The organism is Flavobacterium aestivum (genome assembly GCF_026870175.2).
In the GTDB taxonomy this organism is placed as follows: Bacteria; Bacteroidota; Bacteroidia; order Flavobacteriales; family Flavobacteriaceae; genus Flavobacterium; species Flavobacterium aestivum.
Window position 1 is genome coordinate 4,310,505 of the sequence record NZ_CP113977.2, and the last position, 21,409, is coordinate 4,331,913.

Annotated in this window: 18 protein-coding genes; 9 read left to right on the forward strand and 9 right to left on the reverse strand. The window is 33.1% G+C overall.

All coding sequences use genetic code 11. The features are described 5' to 3' along the window. Positions 1 to 49: 49 nt before the first annotated feature. The 3 genes from OZP08_RS18370 to OZP08_RS18380 all read right to left on the reverse strand — a co-directional run bounded on the left by OZP08_RS18370 (position 50) and on the right by OZP08_RS18380 (position 3,703). On the reverse strand, positions 50 to 1,684 hold the full coding sequence (locus OZP08_RS18370) for an ABC-F family ATP-binding cassette domain-containing protein (protein ID WP_281322542.1): 1,635 nt from the start codon (positions 1,682 to 1,684) through the stop codon (positions 50 to 52). 420 nt (positions 1,685 to 2,104) lie between these two features. After that, entirely contained in the window at positions 2,105 to 3,280 is a 1,176-nt protein-coding gene (locus tag OZP08_RS18375) for a GlmU family protein (protein ID WP_281322543.1), read from the reverse strand. A gap of 171 nt (positions 3,281 to 3,451) precedes the next feature. Next, positions 3,452 to 3,703: a type B 50S ribosomal protein L31 gene (locus OZP08_RS18380; RefSeq protein WP_077375626.1), complete on the reverse strand. Its 252-nt coding sequence runs from the start codon at positions 3,701 to 3,703 to the stop codon at positions 3,452 to 3,454. 240 nt (positions 3,704 to 3,943) lie between these two features. Between OZP08_RS18380 and OZP08_RS18385 the strand changes: the two genes are divergently transcribed. The 6 genes from OZP08_RS18385 to OZP08_RS18410 all read left to right on the forward strand — a co-directional run bounded on the left by OZP08_RS18385 (position 3,944) and on the right by OZP08_RS18410 (position 11,101). Continuing rightward, entirely contained in the window at positions 3,944 to 4,486 is a 543-nt protein-coding gene (locus tag OZP08_RS18385; protein ID WP_268847513.1) for a DUF4199 domain-containing protein, read from the forward strand. Beyond that, on the forward strand, positions 4,486 to 5,442 hold the full coding sequence (locus OZP08_RS18390) for a glycosyltransferase family 2 protein (RefSeq protein WP_268847514.1): 957 nt from the start codon (positions 4,486 to 4,488) through the stop codon (positions 5,440 to 5,442). Before OZP08_RS18385 ends, OZP08_RS18390 begins: the two co-directional genes overlap by 1 nt. A gap of 305 nt (positions 5,443 to 5,747) precedes the next feature. Next, positions 5,748 to 7,475 (forward strand): phospho-sugar mutase, encoded by a 1,728-nt coding sequence (locus OZP08_RS18395; protein WP_281322544.1) that lies wholly within the window; start codon positions 5,748 to 5,750, stop codon positions 7,473 to 7,475. Positions 7,476 to 7,483: 8 nt separating this feature from the next. Next, positions 7,484 to 8,518 (forward strand): PDDEXK nuclease domain-containing protein, encoded by a 1,035-nt coding sequence (locus OZP08_RS18400; RefSeq protein ID WP_281322545.1) that lies wholly within the window; start codon positions 7,484 to 7,486, stop codon positions 8,516 to 8,518. Further along, the gene (locus OZP08_RS18405) at positions 8,519 to 10,348 is read left to right on the forward strand and encodes an ABC transporter ATP-binding protein (RefSeq protein ID WP_281322546.1); all 1,830 of its coding nucleotides are present in this window, start codon (positions 8,519 to 8,521) and stop codon (positions 10,346 to 10,348) included. A 51-nt stretch (positions 10,349 to 10,399) separates the two neighbouring features. After that, positions 10,400 to 11,101 (forward strand): DUF2971 domain-containing protein, encoded by a 702-nt coding sequence (locus tag OZP08_RS18410; protein WP_268847516.1) that lies wholly within the window; start codon positions 10,400 to 10,402, stop codon positions 11,099 to 11,101. 2 nt (positions 11,102 to 11,103) lie between these two features. On the opposite strand, the gene OZP08_RS18415 is transcribed toward OZP08_RS18410, so the two are convergent. The 3 genes from OZP08_RS18415 to OZP08_RS18425 form a co-directional block, all read right to left on the reverse strand. Then, positions 11,104 to 11,826: a CREC-EF hand family protein gene (locus OZP08_RS18415; RefSeq protein ID WP_268847517.1), complete on the reverse strand. Its 723-nt coding sequence runs from the start codon at positions 11,824 to 11,826 to the stop codon at positions 11,104 to 11,106. Between the two features lie 103 nt (positions 11,827 to 11,929). Then, complete coding sequence (locus OZP08_RS18420; protein ID WP_281322547.1) at positions 11,930 to 14,353, reverse strand: TonB-dependent receptor; 2,424 nt, start codon at positions 14,351 to 14,353, stop codon at positions 11,930 to 11,932. 54 nt (positions 14,354 to 14,407) lie between these two features. Next, complete coding sequence (locus tag OZP08_RS18425) at positions 14,408 to 16,105, reverse strand: M23 family metallopeptidase (RefSeq protein WP_281322548.1); 1,698 nt, start codon at positions 16,103 to 16,105, stop codon at positions 14,408 to 14,410. A gap of 293 nt (positions 16,106 to 16,398) precedes the next feature. Here OZP08_RS18425 and OZP08_RS18430 point away from each other — a divergent pair, with 293 nt between their 5' ends. The 3 genes from OZP08_RS18430 (at position 16,399) to rny (ending at position 18,765) form a co-directional block, all read left to right on the forward strand. Then, positions 16,399 to 16,689 (forward strand): hypothetical protein, encoded by a 291-nt coding sequence (locus OZP08_RS18430; RefSeq protein WP_268847518.1) that lies wholly within the window; start codon positions 16,399 to 16,401, stop codon positions 16,687 to 16,689. An 8-nt stretch (positions 16,690 to 16,697) separates the two neighbouring features. Then, complete coding sequence (locus OZP08_RS18435) at positions 16,698 to 16,991, forward strand: cell division protein ZapA (protein ID WP_268847519.1); 294 nt, start codon at positions 16,698 to 16,700, stop codon at positions 16,989 to 16,991. Positions 16,992 to 17,202: 211 nt separating this feature from the next. Beyond that, on the forward strand, positions 17,203 to 18,765 hold the full coding sequence (gene rny, locus OZP08_RS18440) for a ribonuclease Y (RefSeq protein WP_281322549.1): 1,563 nt from the start codon (positions 17,203 to 17,205) through the stop codon (positions 18,763 to 18,765). Positions 18,766 to 18,879: 114 nt separating this feature from the next. Here rny and xerD read toward each other — a convergent pair whose 3' ends face one another. The 3 genes from xerD to OZP08_RS18455 form a co-directional block, all read right to left on the reverse strand. Beyond that, complete coding sequence (gene xerD, locus OZP08_RS18445) at positions 18,880 to 19,779, reverse strand: site-specific tyrosine recombinase XerD (RefSeq protein WP_281322550.1); 900 nt, start codon at positions 19,777 to 19,779, stop codon at positions 18,880 to 18,882. Between the two features lie 73 nt (positions 19,780 to 19,852). Further along, a complete protein-coding gene (locus tag OZP08_RS18450) occupies positions 19,853 to 20,485 on the reverse strand; it encodes a porin family protein (RefSeq protein ID WP_268847520.1) in 633 nt (210 codons plus the stop codon). Positions 20,486 to 20,709: 224 nt separating this feature from the next. After that, positions 20,710 to 21,312 (reverse strand): outer membrane beta-barrel protein, encoded by a 603-nt coding sequence (locus OZP08_RS18455; protein WP_268847521.1) that lies wholly within the window; start codon positions 21,310 to 21,312, stop codon positions 20,710 to 20,712. Positions 21,313 to 21,409: the final 97 nt, after the last annotated feature.

Consider the following 21,409-nt stretch of genomic DNA (forward strand, 5'->3'; position numbering starts at 1 on the left):
AAAGATATAAACTTTTGCCTTTTTTAATTCTTTGAATAGAAATCAAAATCTACTTCTCAATTTCTTTCATGCTATCCATTTTCTTGTGTGCCAAGAAACCGGTAATATCTTCAAAATGTTCAACCACACGTTTGTTTCCAAACTCAAAAACTTTGGTAGCCAATCCGTCAAGGAAATCACGGTCGTGAGATACTAAAATTAAAGTTCCATCAAAATCACGTAAAGCATCCTTGATAATATCTTTAGTTTTCATATCCAAGTGATTCGAAGGCTCATCCAGAATCAACAAGTTTACTGGCTCTAACAATAATTTAATCATAGCCAAACGTGTTTTTTCACCTCCTGAAAGCACCTTAACTTTCTTGGTAATATCATCTCCATGAAACATGAAAGCTCCAAGTATGTTTTTTATTTGTGTTCTTACATCACCTACAGCAATATCGTCTATAGTTTCAAAAATTGTAGCATTTTCATCCAATAAAGCCGCTTGATTTTGTGCAAAATATCCAATTTGGGAATTGTGTCCAATTTCAACAGAACCGCTATCAGGCGCAAATTCCTTCATTATAGCTTTGATCATTGTTGATTTTCCTTCTCCATTTTTCCCAACAAAAGCCACCTTTTGCCCTCTTTCAATTACGATATTAGCATCTTTGAAAACCACATGATCTCCATAAGATTTTGACATTTCTTTTACAATAACAGGATATTGACCAGAACGTGCAGCAGGAGGAAATTTCAATCGCAATGCAGAAGTATCCACTTCATCAACCTGAACAATTACTAACTTTTCCAACATCTTAACCCTAGATTGTACCGCATCAGTTTTAGAAAAAGTTCCTTTGAAACGATCGATAAAAGCTCTGTTATCAGCAATCATTTTTTGTTGTTCATCATAGGCTTTCTGCTGATGAATACGACGGTCTTTTCTCAATTCTAAATAATGAGTATATTTTGCTTTGTAATCATAAATACGACCCATTGTTACTTCAATAGTACGATTGGTAATATTATCTACAAAAGCCCTATCGTGTGAAATTACCACAACCGCTTTGGCTGAATTGATCAGGAAATCTTCCAACCATTGAATACTTTCAATATCCATGTGATTGGTAGGCTCATCCAGCAAAATCAAATCTGGTTTTTTCAAAAGGATTTTAGCCAATTCAATTCTCATTCTCCAACCACCTGAAAATTCAGAAGTCTGACGCGTAAAATCTTCTCTTTCAAAACCAAGACCTATTAGAATTTTCTCTACTTCTGCTTCATAATTTACTTCTTCAATCGCATAATATTTCTCGCTTAAGTCCGAAACTCTTTCGATTAATTTCATGTAGGCATCACTTTCATAATCAGTACGGACAGTCAGTTGTTCGTTGATTTCATCGATTTCAGCTTTCATTTTAAAGATTTCGCCAAACGCTTTTGACGCTTCTTCCATTACAGTTGCTCCATCTTTAGTCAATAAATGCTGAGGCAAATAAGCCACAACAGCTTCTTTTGGAACAGAAACACTTCCAGTAGAAGGCTTACCTTCTCCTGCAATAATTTTTAAAAGCGTTGATTTTCCCGCACCATTCTTACCCATAAGGGCTATTTTATCATTTTCATTTATTGCAAAAGACACATCACTAAAAAGCGTTGTTCCACCAAACTGAACTGAAATATCGTTAATTGTAATCATTTAGATTTTTAGATTTTTAGATTTTTAGACTACTAAGATTATTAGATCTCCTAGCAGTTATTTTTTGAAGGTGCAAAGATAGATTAAATAGATAATTAGGCAATTTGTAAATTAGAAAATGTGTCAATTAGATAATGTGAAAATTTTGAAATCCAACTCAATTTATATTTTTTAGGAGCAGAAACATTTAGCATTCTATCAACATTACTCCCGCTATCCGTTTCACACGAGCGATAGCGAACTGACGAAGTAATCTTGCAAACCAAAACACCGGCTTACAAGGATTTCCACTTTTATCGGGGCTAAAAATCAACATTCTGCTTTTTTTTAGATTCTGCATTACATTAAAAACAAAAAAACTCCACAAAGCATTCAGCCTTGTGGAGCATTATCAAATTATCTAATTGACTAATTATCTAATTAATAGTTTCTCCATTTTTTGGTCAACTCAAAAACGTGTTCTAAAATTGCAGCTTCTTTTTCATCAAACTCCACATTTCTGCGACTCATAACTATTTTTGCAGTTTCGAAAGCTTTTTTGGTTACATAAGTTGTAAACCCAGCTGCACCTCCCCAAGAAAAACTAGGAATGAAATTACGAGGAAACCCGCTTCCAAAAATATTAGCACTCACTCCAACTACAGTACCAGTATTAAACATGGTATTTATGCCACATTTACTATGATCTCCCATCATTAATCCACAAAATTGAAGTCCCGTTTTCGCAAAACTTTCTGTTTCATAACTCCACAATTTCACTTGTTCGTAGTTGTTTTTTAAGTTTGAGTTGTTACTATCAGCTCCAATATTACACCACTCCCCTAAAACAGAATCACCTAGATATCCTTCATGTCCTTTATTTGAATTTGCAAAAAGAACCGCATTCTTCACTTCACCACCAATTCGGGAATTAGCCCCAACTGTAGTAGCTCCATAAACTTTGGCCCCCATTTTTACTTGTGCATTTTCGCATAAAGCAAATGGACCACGAACTACGGTACCTTCCATAATTTCGGCATTTTTACCTATATATATTGGTCCTGATGATGCGTTTAAAGTCACAAATTCTAATTTAGCCCCTTCTTCTATAAAAATGTTTTCAGGCGCAATTACATTTACACTTTTAGGTATTGGTTGTGATTTTCTGTCTTCTGTCAAAAAATCAAAATCCTCGCGAATAGCTTCTTCATTTTTAGAAAAGATATCCCAAGTACGTTCTATGGTTATACACTTTTCATTGTATTCAAGAATCTCGTAAGTATCAAAATCTACTGATTCCTGGTCTTCTTGAGTATAGAAAGCAATCACTTCATCTCCCTTAAAAATAGCTTGATTCGGTTTTAAGTCGCTTACCATTTCGGCTAAAACATCATTAGGAAGAAAAGAAGCATTAATCATTACATTATCTTCCAGTTCTACCATTGGGTATTTATCTGATAAATACTCCTCTGTCAAGGTTGTTGTTGTAGAACCCAGACGCATTTCCCATTTTTGACGAATGGTCATAATACCTACTAGAATATCGGCAACTGGTCGGGTAAAAGTAAAGGGTAATAAAGCGTTCCGAGCCGGCCCGTCAAAAAGAATATAGTTCATAAATTGATTTGTAAATTGTTAAAATGTGATTTGGTTATCACGGCAAAGTTACAAATATTTTTACATGTTTATTCAAACGAAACTCCCCATAATACAGGGATTTCCAATGCAAATTCCATAAAAAAAGCCTCGCATTTGCGAGGCTTTACTGTATTTAGAAACAGGTTATAATTATTTAACGTGTTTAGCGTATTTAGTTTTGAATTTATCAATACGTCCTGCAGTATCGATAAGTTTAGATTTACCTGTGTAAAAAGGGTGAGAAGTTCTAGAAATCTCCATTTTTACAACTGGATATTCAACACCTTCGTGAATGATAGTTTCTTTAGTATCAGCAGTAGATTTAGTGATAAAAACATCCTCGTTTGACATGTCTTTAAAAGCAACTAATCTGTAATTTTCTGGGTGTACACCTTTTTTCATCTTGAATCTTTTTTATTTGTTAATTACAACTTGTCTTGAAGCTTTTCTTTCTAACAGAAAAGGTATAAACGCGCTATAATTTTTTGTTTTACAATATTATTTTGAGTCTGCAAATTTACACTTATTTTCCAATATACAAACCTTTACGTAACTTTTTTTATATTATGGTAAAAAACTTTTTTTACACGTCAATATATTGGGAATTGCTATCTTTGTGGATTCTTAAAAAAACAACTACTAATGATAAATGAAATCGTAAAAAGAAACGGGATTACCTATGGAGCAATTACAGGAGTCATATTATGTTTAATTACAGCTTCTATATACGCAACAAATTTAGAATTATTTATTGCTTGGTGGACCACACTTTTAAGCTTTTCTGTAATTATCATTATACCTATTATAGCACTAGTAAAAACAAAAAAAGAGCTGAATGGCATATTTCCTTATAAAGAAGCCTTTACGACCTATTTTATTACGGCTGCAATAGGATTGCTTATCTCTATCGCTTTTAAAATTGTTTTATTTAATTTTATAGATCCATCCGTAAAAGACACTCTACTGGATATGACTGTAAAATATTTGATTAGTACTTCAGAAAAATTTGGAGTAACCAAATCTGCACTAAGCGAAACTATTTCTAAACTTAAGGCCACGGATCCTTTTTCAGTCGTAGAACAATTAAAAGGAGCAATTTTCAACCTCTTTTTTTGCATCATACTAGGCTTGCTAATGGCCGCATTCTTTAAAAGCAAATCTTCATCATCCCAAGAATACAAATAATGAACTTATCCATACTCATACCGCTTCTTAACGAAGAGGAATCACTACAAGAATTGTACACTTGGATCATTTCGGTTATGAAATCGAACAATTACAGCTACGAAATCATTTTTCTGGATGACGGAAGTACAGATGAATCCTGGAATATTATATCAGGATTTGCCTCAGAAAATCCAAATGTAAAAGGAGTTCGTTTTATGAAAAACTTTGGTAAATCCCAAGCTTTGCATGCTGGTTTTGCTAAAGCAAAAGGTGATGTTATTATTACCATGGACGCCGATTTACAAGATAGTCCGGATGAGATCCCGGATTTGTATGAAATGATTACCAAAGAAAAATACGACTTGGTTTCGGGATGGAAAAAGAAACGATACGACTCTGTTGTAGCCAAAAATATTCCGTCAAAACTATTCAATTGGGCAGCCAGAAAAACATCTGGTGTAGAATTGAATGATTTTAATTGCGGATTGAAAGCTTACAAAAATGTAGTGGTAAAGAATATTGAAGTCTCTGGTGAAATGCACCGATATATCCCAGTTTTGGCGAAAAATGCCGGTTTTGGAAAAATTGGTGAAAAAGTAGTACAGCATCAAGCTAGAAAATATGGTGAAACTAAATTTGGAATGGAGCGTTTCATTAATGGTTTCTTAGATTTAATAACGATTTGGTTTCTTTCTAGATTCGGAAAAAGACCAATGCATTTATTTGGCGCCATAGGTTCTTTTATGTTTATTATTGGTTTTTTATTGGCCGGATATATTGGTTTTTCTAAACTATACCATATGTATATGGGAATGCGCTACAATTTAGTAACCAATAATCCTTGGTTTTATATCGCATTGACAACAATGGTTTTAGGTACACAATTGTTTTTGGCAGGATTTCTGGGTGAAATTATTTTAAGAACCAAAAACAACGAAGAACGTTATAAAGTTTCGACTGAAGTGAATTTTTAATTTTCCACTTGTTTTATAAAAGCAATTTACTGAAAATAAAAAATTAAAATAAGTTACAAGAATTAAGTTTCTCATTTTAGCCCTGATAGAAGCGGAAATCCTTTTTTGAATAAATCTATTTTTTCTTGAACAGACAGAGCGACCAACGGAAGCTCCTGACAGTTCTTAGAAAAAAAGATTTAAGAGAAAAAGATTATAGTGGATAGCAGGACGCATGCTGAACGAACTAACGAAGTAAATAGCTCCTAACTAAACTAATTTCTTGTTTTCATAAACATAGATTAACAACATAAACTAAATATAAAATGCACATACCGCAAAACATTTTAGACGCAGTAAACGAATGGTTAACCCCAACATTTGATAATGAAACACAAGTAGCTATTAAGGAATTAATGACTACATCACCAAAAGATTTAGAAGAGAGTTTTTATAAAAATTTAGAGTTCGGTACTGGCGGAATGCGTGGTGTGATGGGAGTTGGAAACAACCGTATCAACAAATATACTTTGGGTAAAAATACTCAAGGGCTTTCTAATTATATGCATACTGTTTTTCCTGGACAGGATTTAAAAGTTGTAATTGCTTATGATTGCCGTCACAATAGTCAATCATTAGCCAAAGTGGTTGCCGATGTTTTCTCTGCCAATGGTATTCAGGTTTATTTATTTTCGGACTTGAGACCTACTCCAGAATTGTCATTTGCACTTAAATATTTAGGTTGTCAATGCGGTATTGTACTAACTGCATCTCACAATCCACCGGAGTATAATGGTTACAAAGTCTATTGGCAAGACGGGGGTCAAATCGTTCCTCCACAAGACGGAGCCATCATTGAAATTATTGAAAAATTAAATTACGATGAAATCAAATTTTCGGCAAATGAAAGTTTGATACAATATATAGATACCGAAGTTGATGAAGCTTTTATAAAATCATCTGTTCAAAATGCAAGTTTCAATACTCCAAAAGAAGCCAAAGACAATTTAAACATTGTTTTTACTTCTTTGCACGGAACTTCTATTATGTCTGTTCCTGCAACTTTAGAAGAAGCAGGTTACAACAATGTAAACATTGTTCCGGAGCAGGCAAAACCAGATGGAAATTTCCCAACTGTAAAATCACCAAATCCTGAAGAACCAGAAGCATTGACAATGGCTCTTGCCCTTGCTGATAAATTGAATGCCGACATTGTTATTGGTACTGATCCGGACTGTGACCGATTAGGCGTTGCTGTTAGAAACAATGAAGGCAAAATGACTTTGCTAAACGGAAATCAAACAATGATTTTGATGACCGCTTTCTTATTAGAGCAATGGAAAAAAGCTGGCAAGATAAACGGAAAACAATTTGTAGGCTCTACTATCGTTTCGACTCCAATGATTATGGAATTAGCAACGGCTTATGATGTAGAATGCAAAGTAGGTTTAACAGGCTTTAAATGGATTGCCAAAATGATTAAAGACTTCCCTGAACTGCAATTTATTGGAGGTGGAGAAGAAAGTTTTGGATACATGGTTGGTGATGCCGTTCGTGATAAAGATGCCGTTGCAGCTACTTTATTAATCTGCGAAATTGCAGCTCAAGCCAAAGCTAAAGGCAATTCTGTTTACAACACCTTACTACAACATTATGTAGATTATGGTTTCTACAAAGAACATTTGGTTTCTCTTACCAAAAAAGGAATGGAAGGATTGGCAGAAATCAACCAGATGATGATTTCCTTACGCGAAAATCCATTGAAAGAAATCGACGGACAAAGAGTGGTTATGGTAGAAGACTATAAATCATCGATCGCCAAAAACTTGTTTACAGATGAAGAGGAAACGATGAGTATACCAAAATCTGACGTATTGATTTATTATACAGAGGATGGATCTAAAATATGCGCCAGACCAAGCGGAACGGAGCCTAAAATTAAATTTTACATCAGTGTAAAAACTGAATTAGATAGCGTTGCCAATTTTACTGAGATTGAACAAGTGCTGAACGAAAAAATTAAAAATATAATTATTGCAATGCAATTGAACTAACCCAGTAAATGGACAAACTCAACACAAATGACACTCCTCAACTATTAAATTCGATTATCGATTTAATAGATCAAACGCGTCATTTTGTTGCCAAAACAGTCAATCAAGAACTGACTTTATTGTACTGGAATATTGGAAAAAGTATCAATGATGAAATTCTAAAAAACGACAGGGCTGATTATGGTAAGAAAGTAATTTTAGGCCTAAGTCAAGAACTACAAAACAGATACGGAACAGGCTTTAGCAAAAGAAACTTACATAGTTTTATAAAACTAAGTACTGTTTTTCAAGACATTACAATTGTGCAGACAGTGTCTGCACAATTGAGTTGGTCTCACTTATATTCAATTATCAATATAGAAAATCAAATAAAACGGGAGTTCTACATTCAAATGACTATTCACGAAAGATGGAGTGTAAGAACTTTACAAGAACGAATAGACAGCATGCTTTTTGAAAGAACAGCTATCAGCAAAAAGCCAGAACAAACTATTGTCAACGAATTAAAAGCATTAGAGACCGAAAAGAAAATAAGCCCAGATTTAGCATTTCGAGATCCTTATTTTCTGGACTTTCTAGGTTTACATGACAGTTATTCTGAAAAAGATTTAGAAAGTTCAATTTTGGCCCAGCTTCAACATTTCATAACTGAGATGGGAAGCGAATTTGCATTTTTAGCCCGTCAGAAAAGAATAACCATTGATAATGAAGATTTTTATATCGATTTACTATTTTACCATAGAGGATTAAAAAGTCTAGTTGCCATAGATTTGAAACTTGGAAAATTCAAAGCGAGCTACAAAGGTCAAATGGAACTATATCTTCGTTGGTTAGAAAAAAACGAACAAAAAGAAGGCGAAAACAAGCCTGTTGGTTTAATTCTTTGTAGCGAAAAATCTCCAGAGCAAATCAATTATTTAATGCTTGATAACCACGAGCACATCAAAGTAGCGGAATACCTGACTCAATTACCAGAAAAAAAATTATTGCTAGAAAAATTAGAAAAAGCTATTGCTATAGCAGAAAACAATAACAGAAAATAAATGAACAATTTTAAAAAAATATTCCCTTTTGTAGTTCCATATAAGAAGTATGCTTATATGAACATATTTTTTAATATTCTATATGCCCTTTTTAGTACGCTATCTTTTGTATCCTTGATTCCGATGATGCAGGTTTTATTTGACCAAACCAAAAGAAACACAACAATGCCAGTTTACAAAGGAATATGGGAACTCAAAAAATATGGTGAAGATTATTTAAGTTATTACATTACCCATACTACCGATACATTTGGCGTAGGGCGAACTCTCACCATAATGGTCGCTATAATCATCTCTATCTTTTTGCTAAAAAATTTATGTGACTATCTGGCGATGTTTTTCATTACCTTCTTACGTAATGGTGTTTTGAGAGATATGCGAAATGCCATGTACAAAAAAACTATTGAATTGCCTCTCGCCTTCTACTCTGAAAAAAGAAAAGGAGATGTTATTGCAAGAATTTCCGGAGATGTTAACGAGGTTCAGACTTCTTTTTTATCTATTCTGGAGCTTATTGTAAAAGAACCTCTAACCATTGTATTTACTTTAATAACAATGGTAACCATCAGTGTACAATTAACACTTTTTGTATTCATTTTTATTCCCGTTTCAGGCTATGTTATTTCCCTTATCGGAAAACAATTAAAAAAGAAATCGACTAGAGCACAAGAAGAGCAAGGAATCTTTTTGTCTACCATTGAAGAAACTTTGGGTGGATTAAAAGTTGTAAAAGGATATAATTCTGAAAATTACTTCAATCGCGTTTTTAAAGAATCGACTCAACGCTTTTTTATATTATCCAATAGCATTGGTAACCGCCAAAATCTAGCTTCTCCAGCCAGTGAGTTTATGGGAATTATGGTTATTGCCATTTTGCTTTGGTATGGTGGGCACATGGTTTTGATAGACAAAACACTAAATGGTGCTTCCTTTATTGCCTACATGGGATTGGCTTATAACATTCTTACTCCTGCAAAATCTATTTCGAAAGCATCATATGCTATCAAAAGAGGTAATGCAGCAGCAGAACGCGTTTTAGAAATTCTGGATCAGGAAAACCCAATTACCAGTAAAATCGACGCTATAGAAAAATCATCTTTCGATTCTCAAATCGCAATAAACAACATCAACTTCAAATATGAAGATGAAACGGTTTTAAAGGATTTTTCTCTTAACATAAAAAAAGGACAGACTGTAGCGCTTGTAGGACAATCAGGAAGCGGAAAAAGTACCATTGCCAATCTACTAACCCGTTTTTATGATGTAAATGAAGGAACCATAGCTATTGATGGTGTTGCCATAAAAGATTTGAATTTGCAATCACTTCGTGGATTAATGGGATTGGTTACACAAGACAGTATTTTATTTAATGATACTATAAAAGCCAATATATCCTTAGGAAAATTAGACGCTACCGATGAAGAAATCATCGAAGCTCTAAAAATAGCGAATGCTTATGAATTTGTAAAAGAATTACCTAAAGGGATTTACACCAACATTGGAGACAGCGGAAACAAACTTTCCGGAGGTCAAAAACAACGATTATCTATTGCCCGTGCCGTGTTGAAAAATCCACCGATCATGATTTTGGATGAAGCAACATCCGCTTTAGACACAGAAAGCGAAAAACTGGTACAAGTGGCTCTAGAAAACATGATGCAAAACAGAACCTCTATTGTAATTGCACACCGCCTTTCAACCATACAAAAAGCAGATTTAATTGTGGTTATGAAAAAAGGAAAAATAGTAGAGCAAGGAAAACACGAAGAGCTTACTGCCATGAATGGTACTTATAACAAATTAGTAACGATGCAAAGTTTTGAATCATAATTTAGATTAGTACCTTTAGATTTCTAATGGTCACTTATTTAAATTAGGACAATGTATCTTAACAATCCCAACATAAAACTTCCACAAGATCCAGAAACCATTGTATGGAAATATCTGGACTTGTCGAAGTTTTTAGATTTATTGCTTTCGCGAAAACTCTTCATGTCGCGATCTGATAAATTTGAAGACCAATATGAAGGAACTTTTAGCGAGCCAACATACGAGGAAATCAAAAAACTTTCTACAAACAATCCTGATTTTTTAAATTACTACAAAACACACCGGGAGAAGGTAGCCATTAGCAGTTGGCACATTAATGAATATGAATCGTTTGCCATGTGGCAGATTTTTACTCAAAACAGCGAAGGATTAGCCATACAATCTACAGTAAAAAGACTTCAAGATGCTTTAGTTCCTGAAAAAAATCACAAACAATATATAGGCGAAGTCAATTATATTGATTACAAAAAAGAATACATCCCATTTGATGATTTGTTTTTCCCATTTCTATTCAAACGCAAAAGCTTTCAATACGAACGCGAAGTACGCATCATTACTGATGTAACAGAAACCACCATCAAACTAAATGATGGTTTAAAAATAAATGTGGATATCAACCAATTGATCGAAAAAATATACATTCACCCAAAATCCGAGAATTGGTATAAAAACCTGGTAATTCAATTGGTAACGCAGCTGGGCTTTGATTTTGAAATTGAAAAATCAGATTTAGAAAGCAATATTTTGATTTAAAATCATATCGGATTGTAATTCTCAATCTTCCACTCTTTTGACGCCAAATCGATGTAATTGTAGTGCACTACATCCTTACTATCAAATTTCCCGTTTTTATTGGTATCATCAACGGTTCTAAAATACAAACGGTTTTTAGATTCTATTAAATTCCAATCAATTAATTCTTGAAGATCTGTAGATATTTTTGTGAATTTATCACCACCTATTTTACTTAGATATAATGCTTTAATATCACTGGTATCAAGCTTTCCGTCTTTATTGGTATCCATATCATACATGGTATAAACCATAATTTGATTTTTGGTTCTATCTGCAACAGTCTTTAGGTAACTTACTGTCTGAATCAAAACAGGTTTATCTGTTAATGCTTTTATGGAATCCGAATCTATTCTTTGGAATTTAATATTTTGTAAATAGCCCGTAATCTCATATTCTGATGTGTTTGATATCGTAAAACTCAAATCATTTACACTCGAAGAACCATATCTGTTTTTTGATCCTTTTTCATAAACATTCAAATCCCCAACTGGATGAATCAAGTAATTGGTTCCCTCCATTTGTATTGGCAAATCGGCTATTTTTATTTGAGTCGAATCGGCTTTGGTAAGCTCTCGTCCAGCTTTTGAAGCATCATAAATCACTTTCGGCTTTTCTGTTTCTTCTTTACAGCTTGCTAAAAGCAAAAGTGAAATCCCTATATAGACAAAATGTGATGTTCTCATAATAATTCTAATATTAAAAAATAAACTCAAATGTAATCATTTTTAAAAATGGAAAGGAAATATACAACAGATTTATTAATTCTGGTGATGCAGTAAAAACAGGTTACAACCGCACATTTAACTTCAGATTAAAAACTCGGGTTGTCATATAATTTGGAATCGCATATTCTGTTTTGGTATACACATCACGAACCCAAGTATTGGTAATGGCATTTTGATTGTTAAAAAGATTAAAAATTTCAAAACCTAAAGTCAACTCCTTGAAATGCTTGAAAAATTTCTTATTAGACATTCCTACCTTTTGATCTATAAAAACTTTTGAAAACCCAACATCAACCCTACGATAATCCTTCAATCTGTTCTGATACAAATACGGATCAGCATAAGCAGGCGAACCTCCTGGTAATCCTGTATTATAAACCATATTAAGATATAACTTTAGACTCGGGATCTTTGGCATATAATCTTGAAACAAAAGTCCAAACTTTAATCTTTGATCCGTTGGTCTGGCAATATATCCTTTGTTATCAATATTCTCTTCTGTCTTTAGATAACCAAAACTAATCCAAGAATCGGTCCCGGGTACAAATTCACCATTAAGCCGAACGTCCAGTCCTTGTGCATACGCAACGGCATTATTATCCGCTGCATAACGTATTCTTACATTATCAACCGTATAAGGATTTACATCCTTCATCTTTTTATAATAGGCTTCGGTAATCAGTTTAAAAGGGCGTTGCCACATTTTGAAACTATAATCGTTCCCCAAAACAATATTTAAAGATTTTTGAGCTTTTGTATCAGGTAGTACTACTCCATCATAATCGCGCAACTCTCTATAAAAAGGTGGCTGGCTATAAATCCCGACAGTAAATCTAAAGAGCATGTCTTTTTTCCAATCTGGTTTTATGGCAAATTGAGCTCTCGGACTAAAAACAGTTTGAATATTACTATTCAAATTACCCCCAGATACTTCCCAACTTTGCATTCTCGCACCCAAATTATACCATATATCGTTTGTCCCTAAATTGTCTTTTCTCCCCCATTGTGCATAGGCTGAAAATCTATCTATATCCGTAAAATTAATTGCACTTACATATTGATATGGTACCAACAAACCTGCATAAGGCTGATAAGGTTCATCCTTTTTAGGCAAAAAAATCGGAGGCCTTACTGAAAACCCAGCAGAATCAATTACTTCCCATTCTGAAACTCGGTCTCGAATTGATTCTTTGGTATATTTTAATCCCCACTCGATCTGATTTTGTTTCCAATTTTTCAAACCTTTTACTTCTAAATTAGCTATCAAAGCATCCAAATCATTTCTGGCGTGATTCAATTGAGATCCAATTCCTCTTGAAAAGGTAATATCACCATAAGTATCAGATCCGATATTAGTATCTACTTCTCCTAAACGATATTGTGCATAAATATCAAAATATTCTTGTTCTATGGTATGATATAGAGACCCAATAAATTTTAATGTAAAAGTATCACTTACTTGATAAGTAGTTTTTAAAGCTCCAAAATAAGTATCGTATTTGTCTTTTTCCTTGCCTTCGTAATAAACAGCAAGAGCCATTGGAGCATCTGCTGTACCAAAATTAGTTTGACGGGTAAGCGGCTGATACAAATACTTATTTTGAGAAATATTCCCTAGAAAACTCCATTGCCATTTAGGTGAAGCCTGATAATTAATATTAGTCTGAATATCGGCAAAAGTAGGTGTATAATTCGTTTGAGTCTCTTGGCTATTAACAAGAAGACTATTGTTTCTATACCGAACTCCCGTAATTGCCGACCACTTTTTATCTTTAGAAACTGCATCAATAGCGAGGCTTCCGCCAAGAAAACTCATTTCTAGGATAGCTCCAAATTGAGTAGGATTTCTATAAGTGATATCTAAAACTGAAGACATTTTATCACCATATTTTGCCTGAAAACCTCCTGCCGAAAATTCTATATTTTGCACCAAATCAGTATTGACAAAACTCAATCCTTCTTGTTGCCCTGAACGAATGAGAAAAGGACGGTACACTTCGACTTCATTAACATAAACCAAATTTTCATCGTAATTCCCACCGCGAACCGAATATTGTGTACTGAGTTCATTATTAGAATTGACTCCTGGCAATGTTTTCAGAACATTCTCAATACCTGCATTGGCACCAGGAATAAAACGAATGTCTTTGGCTTCAAAAGTAATAATCCCCTGAACTGCTTTCTTATTATTACTATTTATAATAACCTCTCCCATTTGTTCCTCTCTATCATTCATATGCATATTAAACACATACACTTCATTTAGTTTTAAAGAAACTTTTAGACTGGTTTTTTTCAAAGAAATATGGGTAAATTCTACCGTGACTATTTGATTGGATGGAATAGCGATTTGATAAAATCCCTTTTCATTTGTTTGGGTTTTATTATTTAGACAAGATACATTCACGCCTTCAATAGGAAGATTCTTTTCATCCAAAACAATACCTTTTACAAAAGCACTTTGGGCAAATGAATTCATTCCCATCCACAAAAAAATAAAACAACACAGAGATTTAAAAATATTCAATTGATTTCGTTTTTACTGTTTTTGATTTCTTTGAAAATGAGTTTCAAAGATAGAAGAATTCCCTACATTATCAACTACAACAACTTTTAATTCATTATCTCCTTCGGTAACAATTCCATCGCTAAAATTATGGGTCAAAAGTCTTGTTTTATTATCATATTCCATCAAGATCCATTTTCCGTTAAGATAACCATTATACGATTTAATTCCAGACAAACTATCTGATATACTTACTTGAAGCAGTTTTTGATTGTCTATTTTTTTCCCCTCAATAGATTTTGCCATCGTAATTACAGGTGCAATAGTATCTAACACCAGTTTATATTGTCCTAAAGTTTTAACTCTGGTCTCATAAACATTATTTTTTTCACGAGTCGTATTGTAACTTATCTTTCCTCCATCTACTCGACCAATGAATACTTTGTCTTTTTGATCTGCTGGATAACTATCGCTTTCCATAGCAATTGTAAAGTTTGTATGCGCCGGAACTGTATCATCATGTACAACCAAAACATTATTTTTTACATCAAAATTTAAATTAAAGTCACCATAGAATGTACCTGCGGGAAAGAAAACACTGCATTTGTCTTTTTCAAAAAGACAATCTTTCGAAGCCTTCACAACATAATTAGAAACAACTGGTTCTTTTTCTATTATAGTCGAAAGCGAATCATACTGCACCGGAATCCCAATTGTTGTTTTATTTCCATAAAAATCTGAAACCTCCAAACTACATACCGAAGTCAAATTAGGAAGTACCGTGATAACACCATTTGTTTCATCGGTTTTTATGATACTCAAATTATAAGGCGGATTCATAAACAACTTTTGAACTCTCTGCTGTGTTTTTTTATAAAGCGAATAATCAATTAACGCATTTACATACCTCATTTCATCAAAAGAATAAGTGTTAAATTGGTATCCGAAAATAGATTTGCCATTGCAAGACAAATTCACATCGAAAACACCATTTTTGTTAAAAGACACATCATCATAATCAAAAGTAGCAATAGCAAAACCAATTTTCCCATTGGCAATAACCTTATCTGCCATATACGTTCCGTCCTTTTGCAGGGATAAATTAACAGGAATAGGTCGTTGTGAATGATTTACTATTGTTTTTGAATCTAATGGATAAGCATATAAATTTGAAACTATTGGCTTCTTAGTATCTTTCATTAAAGCATCAAAACCAAAGAACATCGGGTTGATAATTTTCTCTGTTTTCGTATCCCGAAATTCAAAATGCAAGTGAGGTCCTTCAGAAGCGCCTGTATTTCCGGAAATAGCAATTAATTGTCCTTTTTTGACTGGCATTTCATTGGGTTTAAAATACATTTCAATTTCAAAAGACTGTTCTTTATAATGAGTTTTCTTTATAAAATCCTCAATAGAATCGGTCGCTTTTTGCAAATGCCCGTAAACTGATGTGAATCCATTTGGATGATCAATATAAATGGTTTTCCCATTTCCAAAAGTAGAAATCTTGATTCTTGAAACATATCCATCAGCAACAGCATACACACTTAATCCTTCTTTTTGAAGGGTTTTCATATCAAAGCCTGCATGAAAATGATTGGGTCTCAATTCTCCAAAATTTCCAGACAATTGCAACGGAATATCTAGCGGTGGACAAAAATAGTTTTTAGGATAATCTGTTTGAGCAAAGAGGGTGCTAGAGAGAACTAACAGAAAAAAAGAAAACTTCATATATTGCTATTATTGTTTTTATCGGTCATATGTAATTGCTTCGTCTGTTCGCTATCGTTCGGGTCGCATATCTTCATTGGTTTTTGCGAACAACTTACAATCATGGTCATTTCGTGGAATACATTTTTGCTAAAATAAAAAAAGTAAGTAAGACTTACAAGACAAAACAAGCCAAAATACAACATCTTGATTTACAGTTGATTCATTTTTTTAATGTAAAAAAATCGATAAAATATTGCAATAATAAAAAGGAATACTAACTTTGTAAGATTAAGAAATGAATAGGAATTATAATGAGTGTGATTGCAGAAATAATTGATACTCTTGAAAATAAGATTGATAAGCTTTTTTTTAAAATTAAAAATTTAGAAAAAACCAATCAAGATATAACCGTAGAGTTAAATAGAGCTGCAGTGGTGATACAAAATCAATCAAAAGAAATTGATGATTTAAAAACACAATTAGAGACACTCAAAATAGCCAATGCATTATTAGGCAGTGACGACAACAAAAGAGATACAAAGCTTAAAATAAATTCAATAATTCGTGAAATTGATTACTGTATAGCCCAGCTATCAGATTAGTAAAAAATATGGACGAAAAGCTTAAAATTAAAATATCAATTGCAGACAGAGTTTACCCATTAACGGTGGATTTCTCTCAAGAAGAAGGACTTAGAAGTGCTTCTAGAAAAATTGATGCGATGATTAAGCAATTTGAAGAAAATTATGCCGTTCGAGACAAACAAGATGTATTAGCAATGTGTGCTTTACAATTTGCTTCTCAAGTAGAACAAAAACAGATTGATAATATTATAAATGGTGAAGAAACCGTTGAAAGATTAAACAAAATCAATTTGCTTTTAGACGAATATCTCGACAAATAAACGTTCTTTACACAGACTAAAAACACTGCCTACATTAGTTCACATTTTGGTAAACTCAACACTAACAATTTAGAATGAGCAAATCATCACTACTAAAGCATGCCACGCTTCGACGAGGAAACTTGAACAGTGAGTTAGCTCAAAACTTGTATTTCCGAGTTTATACAAGCAACCTAATGTAGGCTTTTTTTATATATAAATTTTAACAAACATGGACATCTTAACAATAATTATTTCAGGAATTACTGGTATTGCAGTAGGATTTAGTATAGCCAAAGTCATAGAAAAAAGCAATATCTCTAATTTAATTAAAAGCGCCAAAAAAGAAGCGGCTTCAATTCTAAAAGACGCCAATCTTGAGGCAGAAAACATTAAAAAAGACAAAATTCTTCAAGCAAAAGAAAAATTTATCGAACTAAAATCTGAACATGAACAAGTAATTCTAGCAAGAGATAAGAAAGTAGCAGAGGTAGAAAAAAGAGTTCGTGACAAAGAATCTCAAGTTTCAAACGAATTATCAAAAGCCAAAAAGATAAATGACGATTTTGAAGCAAAAAATCTAGAATACACCTCTAAAATAGAGAATTTAGACAAAAAACAATTAGAAGTAGACAAACTTCATAAAAGCCAATTGCAACAATTAGAAGTGATCTCAGGATTATCTGCGGATGAAGCTAAAGAGCAATTAGTTGAAGGCTTAAAAGCTGAAGCAAAGAGCAAAGCAATGTCTCATATTCAAGATACTATTGAAGAAGCTAAATTAACGGCACAACAAGAGGCTAAGAAAATCATCATTAACACCATTCAAAGAGTAGGAACAGAAGAAGCAGTAGAAAATTGCGTATCTGTTTTTAACATTGAATCAGATGATGTAAAAGGTAGAATCATTGGTCGTGAAGGAAGAAACATTAGAGCATTAGAAGCTGCCACAGGAGTAGAAATCATTGTAGATGACACTCCGGAAGCTATTATCCTTTCTTGTTTTGACCCAGTGCGTAGAGAGATTGCTCGTTTGGCATTACACAAATTAGTAACTGACGGACGTATTCACCCAGCACGTATCGAAGAGGTAGTTGCCAAAACAACTAAACAAATTGATGATGAAATCATTGAGGTTGGAAAACGAACTGTTATTGACTTAGGAATTCACGGATTACACCCAGAATTAATAAAAGTAGTAGGTAGAATGAAATACCGTTCTTCTTACGGACAAAATTTATTGCAACACTCTCGTGAAGTTTCTAAACTTTGCGGAATCATGGCTGCTGAATTGGGCTTGAATGTTAAACTTGCCAAAAGAGCAGGATTACTTCACGATATTGGTAAAGTTCCAGATACAGAAAGTGACTTACCACACGCCTTATTAGGAATGCAATGGGCTGAAAAATATGGTGAGAAAGAAGAAGTTTGCAACGCCATTGGAGCTCACCATGACGAGATAGAAATGAAATCATTATTATCTCCAATTATTCAAGTTTGTGATGCTATTTCAGGAGCAAGACCAGGAGCCAGAAGACAAGTATTAGATTCTTACATTCAACGTTTAAAAGATCTTGAAGATGTAGCTTATGGATTTAGTGGTGTAAAAAATGCTTATGCCATTCAAGCTGGTAGAGAACTACGTGTTATTGTAGAAAGCGAAAAAGTATCTGATGATAATGCAGCCACTCTATCTTTCGAAATTTCACAAAAAATTCAAACTGAAATGACTTATCCAGGTCAAGTAAAAGTTACAGTAATTAGAGAAACAAGAGCAGTGAATATTGCTAAATAATTAAGGCTCTCAAAATATCAAAAAGACTTGTTGATTAAAAATCGGCAAGTCTTTTTTTATGCCTTATATTAATCTTGTTCATAGGCCGTACTTAAGCAATATAACCTACCCTACTTAGCCTTTTCTCGGATGAAAGGTATTCATAACTTCGGTTAAATACTTTCGATCCAAATGAACATAGATTTCTGTTGTTGTGATAGACTCATGTCCAAGCATTAATTGTATTGAGCGTAAATCTGCTCCATTCTCTAAAAGATGAGTAGCAAAGGAATGTCTTAATGTATGTGGACCTATGTTTTTATTTAAGTTTATTTTGACTGTTAAGTCTTTAATAATAGTAAAAATCATGGCTCGGGTTAATTGCTTCCCTCTTCTATTTAAAAACAAAGTATCCTCGAACCCTTTTTGAATATTAAGATGCGCTCTATTGTTATTTTTATAAATCTCAATAAATTTTTGAGTCAAATTTCCAACAGGAACAAAGCGCTGCTTATTTCCCTTTCCGGTTACTTTAACGAAGCCTTCTTCAAAAAACAAGTCCGAAATTTTCAAGGAAACCAATTCAGAAACACGAAGCCCGCAACCGTATAAGGTTTCAAGCATCGCACGATTACGTTCTCCTTCATTCGTACTCAAATCAATTGCTGAGATAAGCGAATCTATCTCTTCGATAGCCAATGTATCTGGTAACTTACGTCCGGTTTTTGGAGTTTCAATCAGCTCCATTGGGTTATCGTTCCTAAAATCTTCGAATATTAAATAAGAAAAAAAGCTTTTTAATCCAGAAATTATTCTAGCCTGTGACCTGGGATTTAATTCTTTAGAAACATTGTAAATAAATTGCTGTAACGTTTCTTCACTTATGACTAAAGGTGAAACACGAATCTCATTTTGAGACAAAAACAAGCACAATCGCTCAATATCAAAAGAATAATTATCAATAGTATTTTTTGATAACCCCCTTTCAATTTTGAGATAAGACTGATAACTTTTTAGATACGATTCCCAATTCATAGTAACAAAGTAAAGACTTTTTTAGTCATAAAAAAACCTCCCGAATTGGGAGGCTTCTATAATCATATGAACATTAAAATTTATAGCTACCTGTTACCGACAAAACTCGATTGTCAGCGTGAAAATCTGTTCCAAATCTATTTTGAGCAGCATTATTTAAGCCAAAATTATATCTTAAATCAATACCCCATTTATCTGTAAAATCATATCCTCCTCCTATATTTATACCAAAATCGAAAGTTTTAAATTGATCTGTAACATTTTTTGATTTTGAATTAACATAATCATTACCGCTATCTGTATAGCTAAAATAATTAGATCTGGCTGCTAATAGGAAACCAAATTGAGGCCCTACCTCTAAACTAAACTTTTTCGCCACATAATATTTAGCCATTACTGGCAACAATAAGTAACTTAAATTTAAATTATCTTGCTGATAGGTTTCAACATTTCCAAAATCATAATAGCTTCTATAAGCACTCCCTTGAAAAGAAAAAAGTAATTCAGGTTGAAAAATAAATTCTTTAGAAAGTTTAACTGCTGCAAAACCTCCAAGTACTATACCTGGCTGAATTTGCGATTGCTTAACATAATTTCCCGAAAGAGTAGACAAATTCAAACCTGCTTTTACTCCAAATCTAGCTTCTTGTGCATTTAAAAATCCAAATGCTAATACTACAACTGCTGTCAGAATGTTTTTCTTCATTTTATTCAATTATATTAGTTCAAGACAAATATATCCCAAATTTACGATCTTAAGCAAAAAAACAGAGGATGTTTTTCTTACTTTTTAAAATAGTAAAAAAATTAAAATCAACGTAATTTACAATAAACACATAAAGGGTCAACACACCACAAAAAAGATTGTTTTGAACATAAAAAAAAACCTCCCAAGTTGGGAGGTCTATATAATTTTCTAACTATATCAAACTACCATTTGTATAATAATCCAAATTTTGGTTGAGCGAAAATATTATTAAACAAGTTAACATTTATAACTAGATCACTAGTACTAGCTCCATTTTCAGGATTGGCATTATTATAACTTAAAACTTCAGCCAGAACAAATGTAGCAGCCCATTTTGGAGTAAAGAAATAATTCATCCCTAAATCAATATTAGCTTTGATACCATTATTGGTATTAGTCGTATTATTTAAATACTCTAATTTTGTATGGTTGTAACCTAAACCTGCTTCACCATAAGCCTTGAAATTCCCTAAGCTCAAGAAATAATATCTAGCAAATACTCCTATTCCAAATGAACTAGATTTGTCTAGGTTATTAGTATTTGGTAAATATGACACTGTTGAAACATTAAAATCTCCACCAATAGCCCATTTTTCATCTAAAAAATAACCATATTTAGGAGTTATTGCAAAATAATCGTTACTACTATCACCAGTAGTCAAACTAATCCCTCCTTCAAGCCACATATCCCCTTTAGAAAAGGTCGCTTTTGGAGCACCAGAATCTTGAGCATTTGCAAAATTAAAAGCAAATATTGCTACTAATACTAAAATAATCTTTTTCATAGTGTTTGATTTTTATAATTTTATGTTAACAAATATAACTAAATTTTTAAAAAACATATATAAAAGGAGTACAAATATTATCTTAATGTTTTGACTA

Coding starts and splice junctions, on each gene's coding strand:
- OZP08_RS18370 (WP_281322542.1), bottom strand. CDS start 1,684: ATGATTACAATTAACGATATTTCAGTTCAGTTTGGTGGAACAACGCTT.
- OZP08_RS18375 (WP_281322543.1), bottom strand. CDS start 3,280: ATGAACTATATTCTTTTTGACGGGCCGGCTCGGAACGCTTTATTACCC.
- OZP08_RS18380 (WP_077375626.1), bottom strand. CDS start 3,703: ATGAAAAAAGGTGTACACCCAGAAAATTACAGATTAGTTGCTTTTAAA.
- OZP08_RS18385 (WP_268847513.1), top strand. CDS start 3,944: ATGATAAATGAAATCGTAAAAAGAAACGGGATTACCTATGGAGCAATT.
- OZP08_RS18390 (WP_268847514.1), top strand. CDS start 4,486: ATGAACTTATCCATACTCATACCGCTTCTTAACGAAGAGGAATCACTA.
- OZP08_RS18395 (WP_281322544.1), top strand. CDS start 5,748: ATGCACATACCGCAAAACATTTTAGACGCAGTAAACGAATGGTTAACC.
- OZP08_RS18400 (WP_281322545.1), top strand. CDS start 7,484: ATGGACAAACTCAACACAAATGACACTCCTCAACTATTAAATTCGATT.
- OZP08_RS18405 (WP_281322546.1), top strand. CDS start 8,519: ATGAACAATTTTAAAAAAATATTCCCTTTTGTAGTTCCATATAAGAAG.
- OZP08_RS18410 (WP_268847516.1), top strand. CDS start 10,400: ATGTATCTTAACAATCCCAACATAAAACTTCCACAAGATCCAGAAACC.
- OZP08_RS18415 (WP_268847517.1), bottom strand. CDS start 11,826: ATGAGAACATCACATTTTGTCTATATAGGGATTTCACTTTTGCTTTTA.
- OZP08_RS18420 (WP_281322547.1), bottom strand. CDS start 14,353: ATGGGAATGAATTCATTTGCCCAAAGTGCTTTTGTAAAAGGTATTGTT.
- OZP08_RS18425 (WP_281322548.1), bottom strand. CDS start 16,105: ATGAAGTTTTCTTTTTTTCTGTTAGTTCTCTCTAGCACCCTCTTTGCT.
- OZP08_RS18430 (WP_268847518.1), top strand. CDS start 16,399: ATGAGTGTGATTGCAGAAATAATTGATACTCTTGAAAATAAGATTGAT.
- OZP08_RS18435 (WP_268847519.1), top strand. CDS start 16,698: ATGGACGAAAAGCTTAAAATTAAAATATCAATTGCAGACAGAGTTTAC.
- rny (WP_281322549.1), top strand. CDS start 17,203: ATGGACATCTTAACAATAATTATTTCAGGAATTACTGGTATTGCAGTA.
- xerD (WP_281322550.1), bottom strand. CDS start 19,779: ATGAATTGGGAATCGTATCTAAAAAGTTATCAGTCTTATCTCAAAATT.
- OZP08_RS18450 (WP_268847520.1), bottom strand. CDS start 20,485: ATGAAGAAAAACATTCTGACAGCAGTTGTAGTATTAGCATTTGGATTT.
- OZP08_RS18455 (WP_268847521.1), bottom strand. CDS start 21,312: ATGAAAAAGATTATTTTAGTATTAGTAGCAATATTTGCTTTTAATTTT.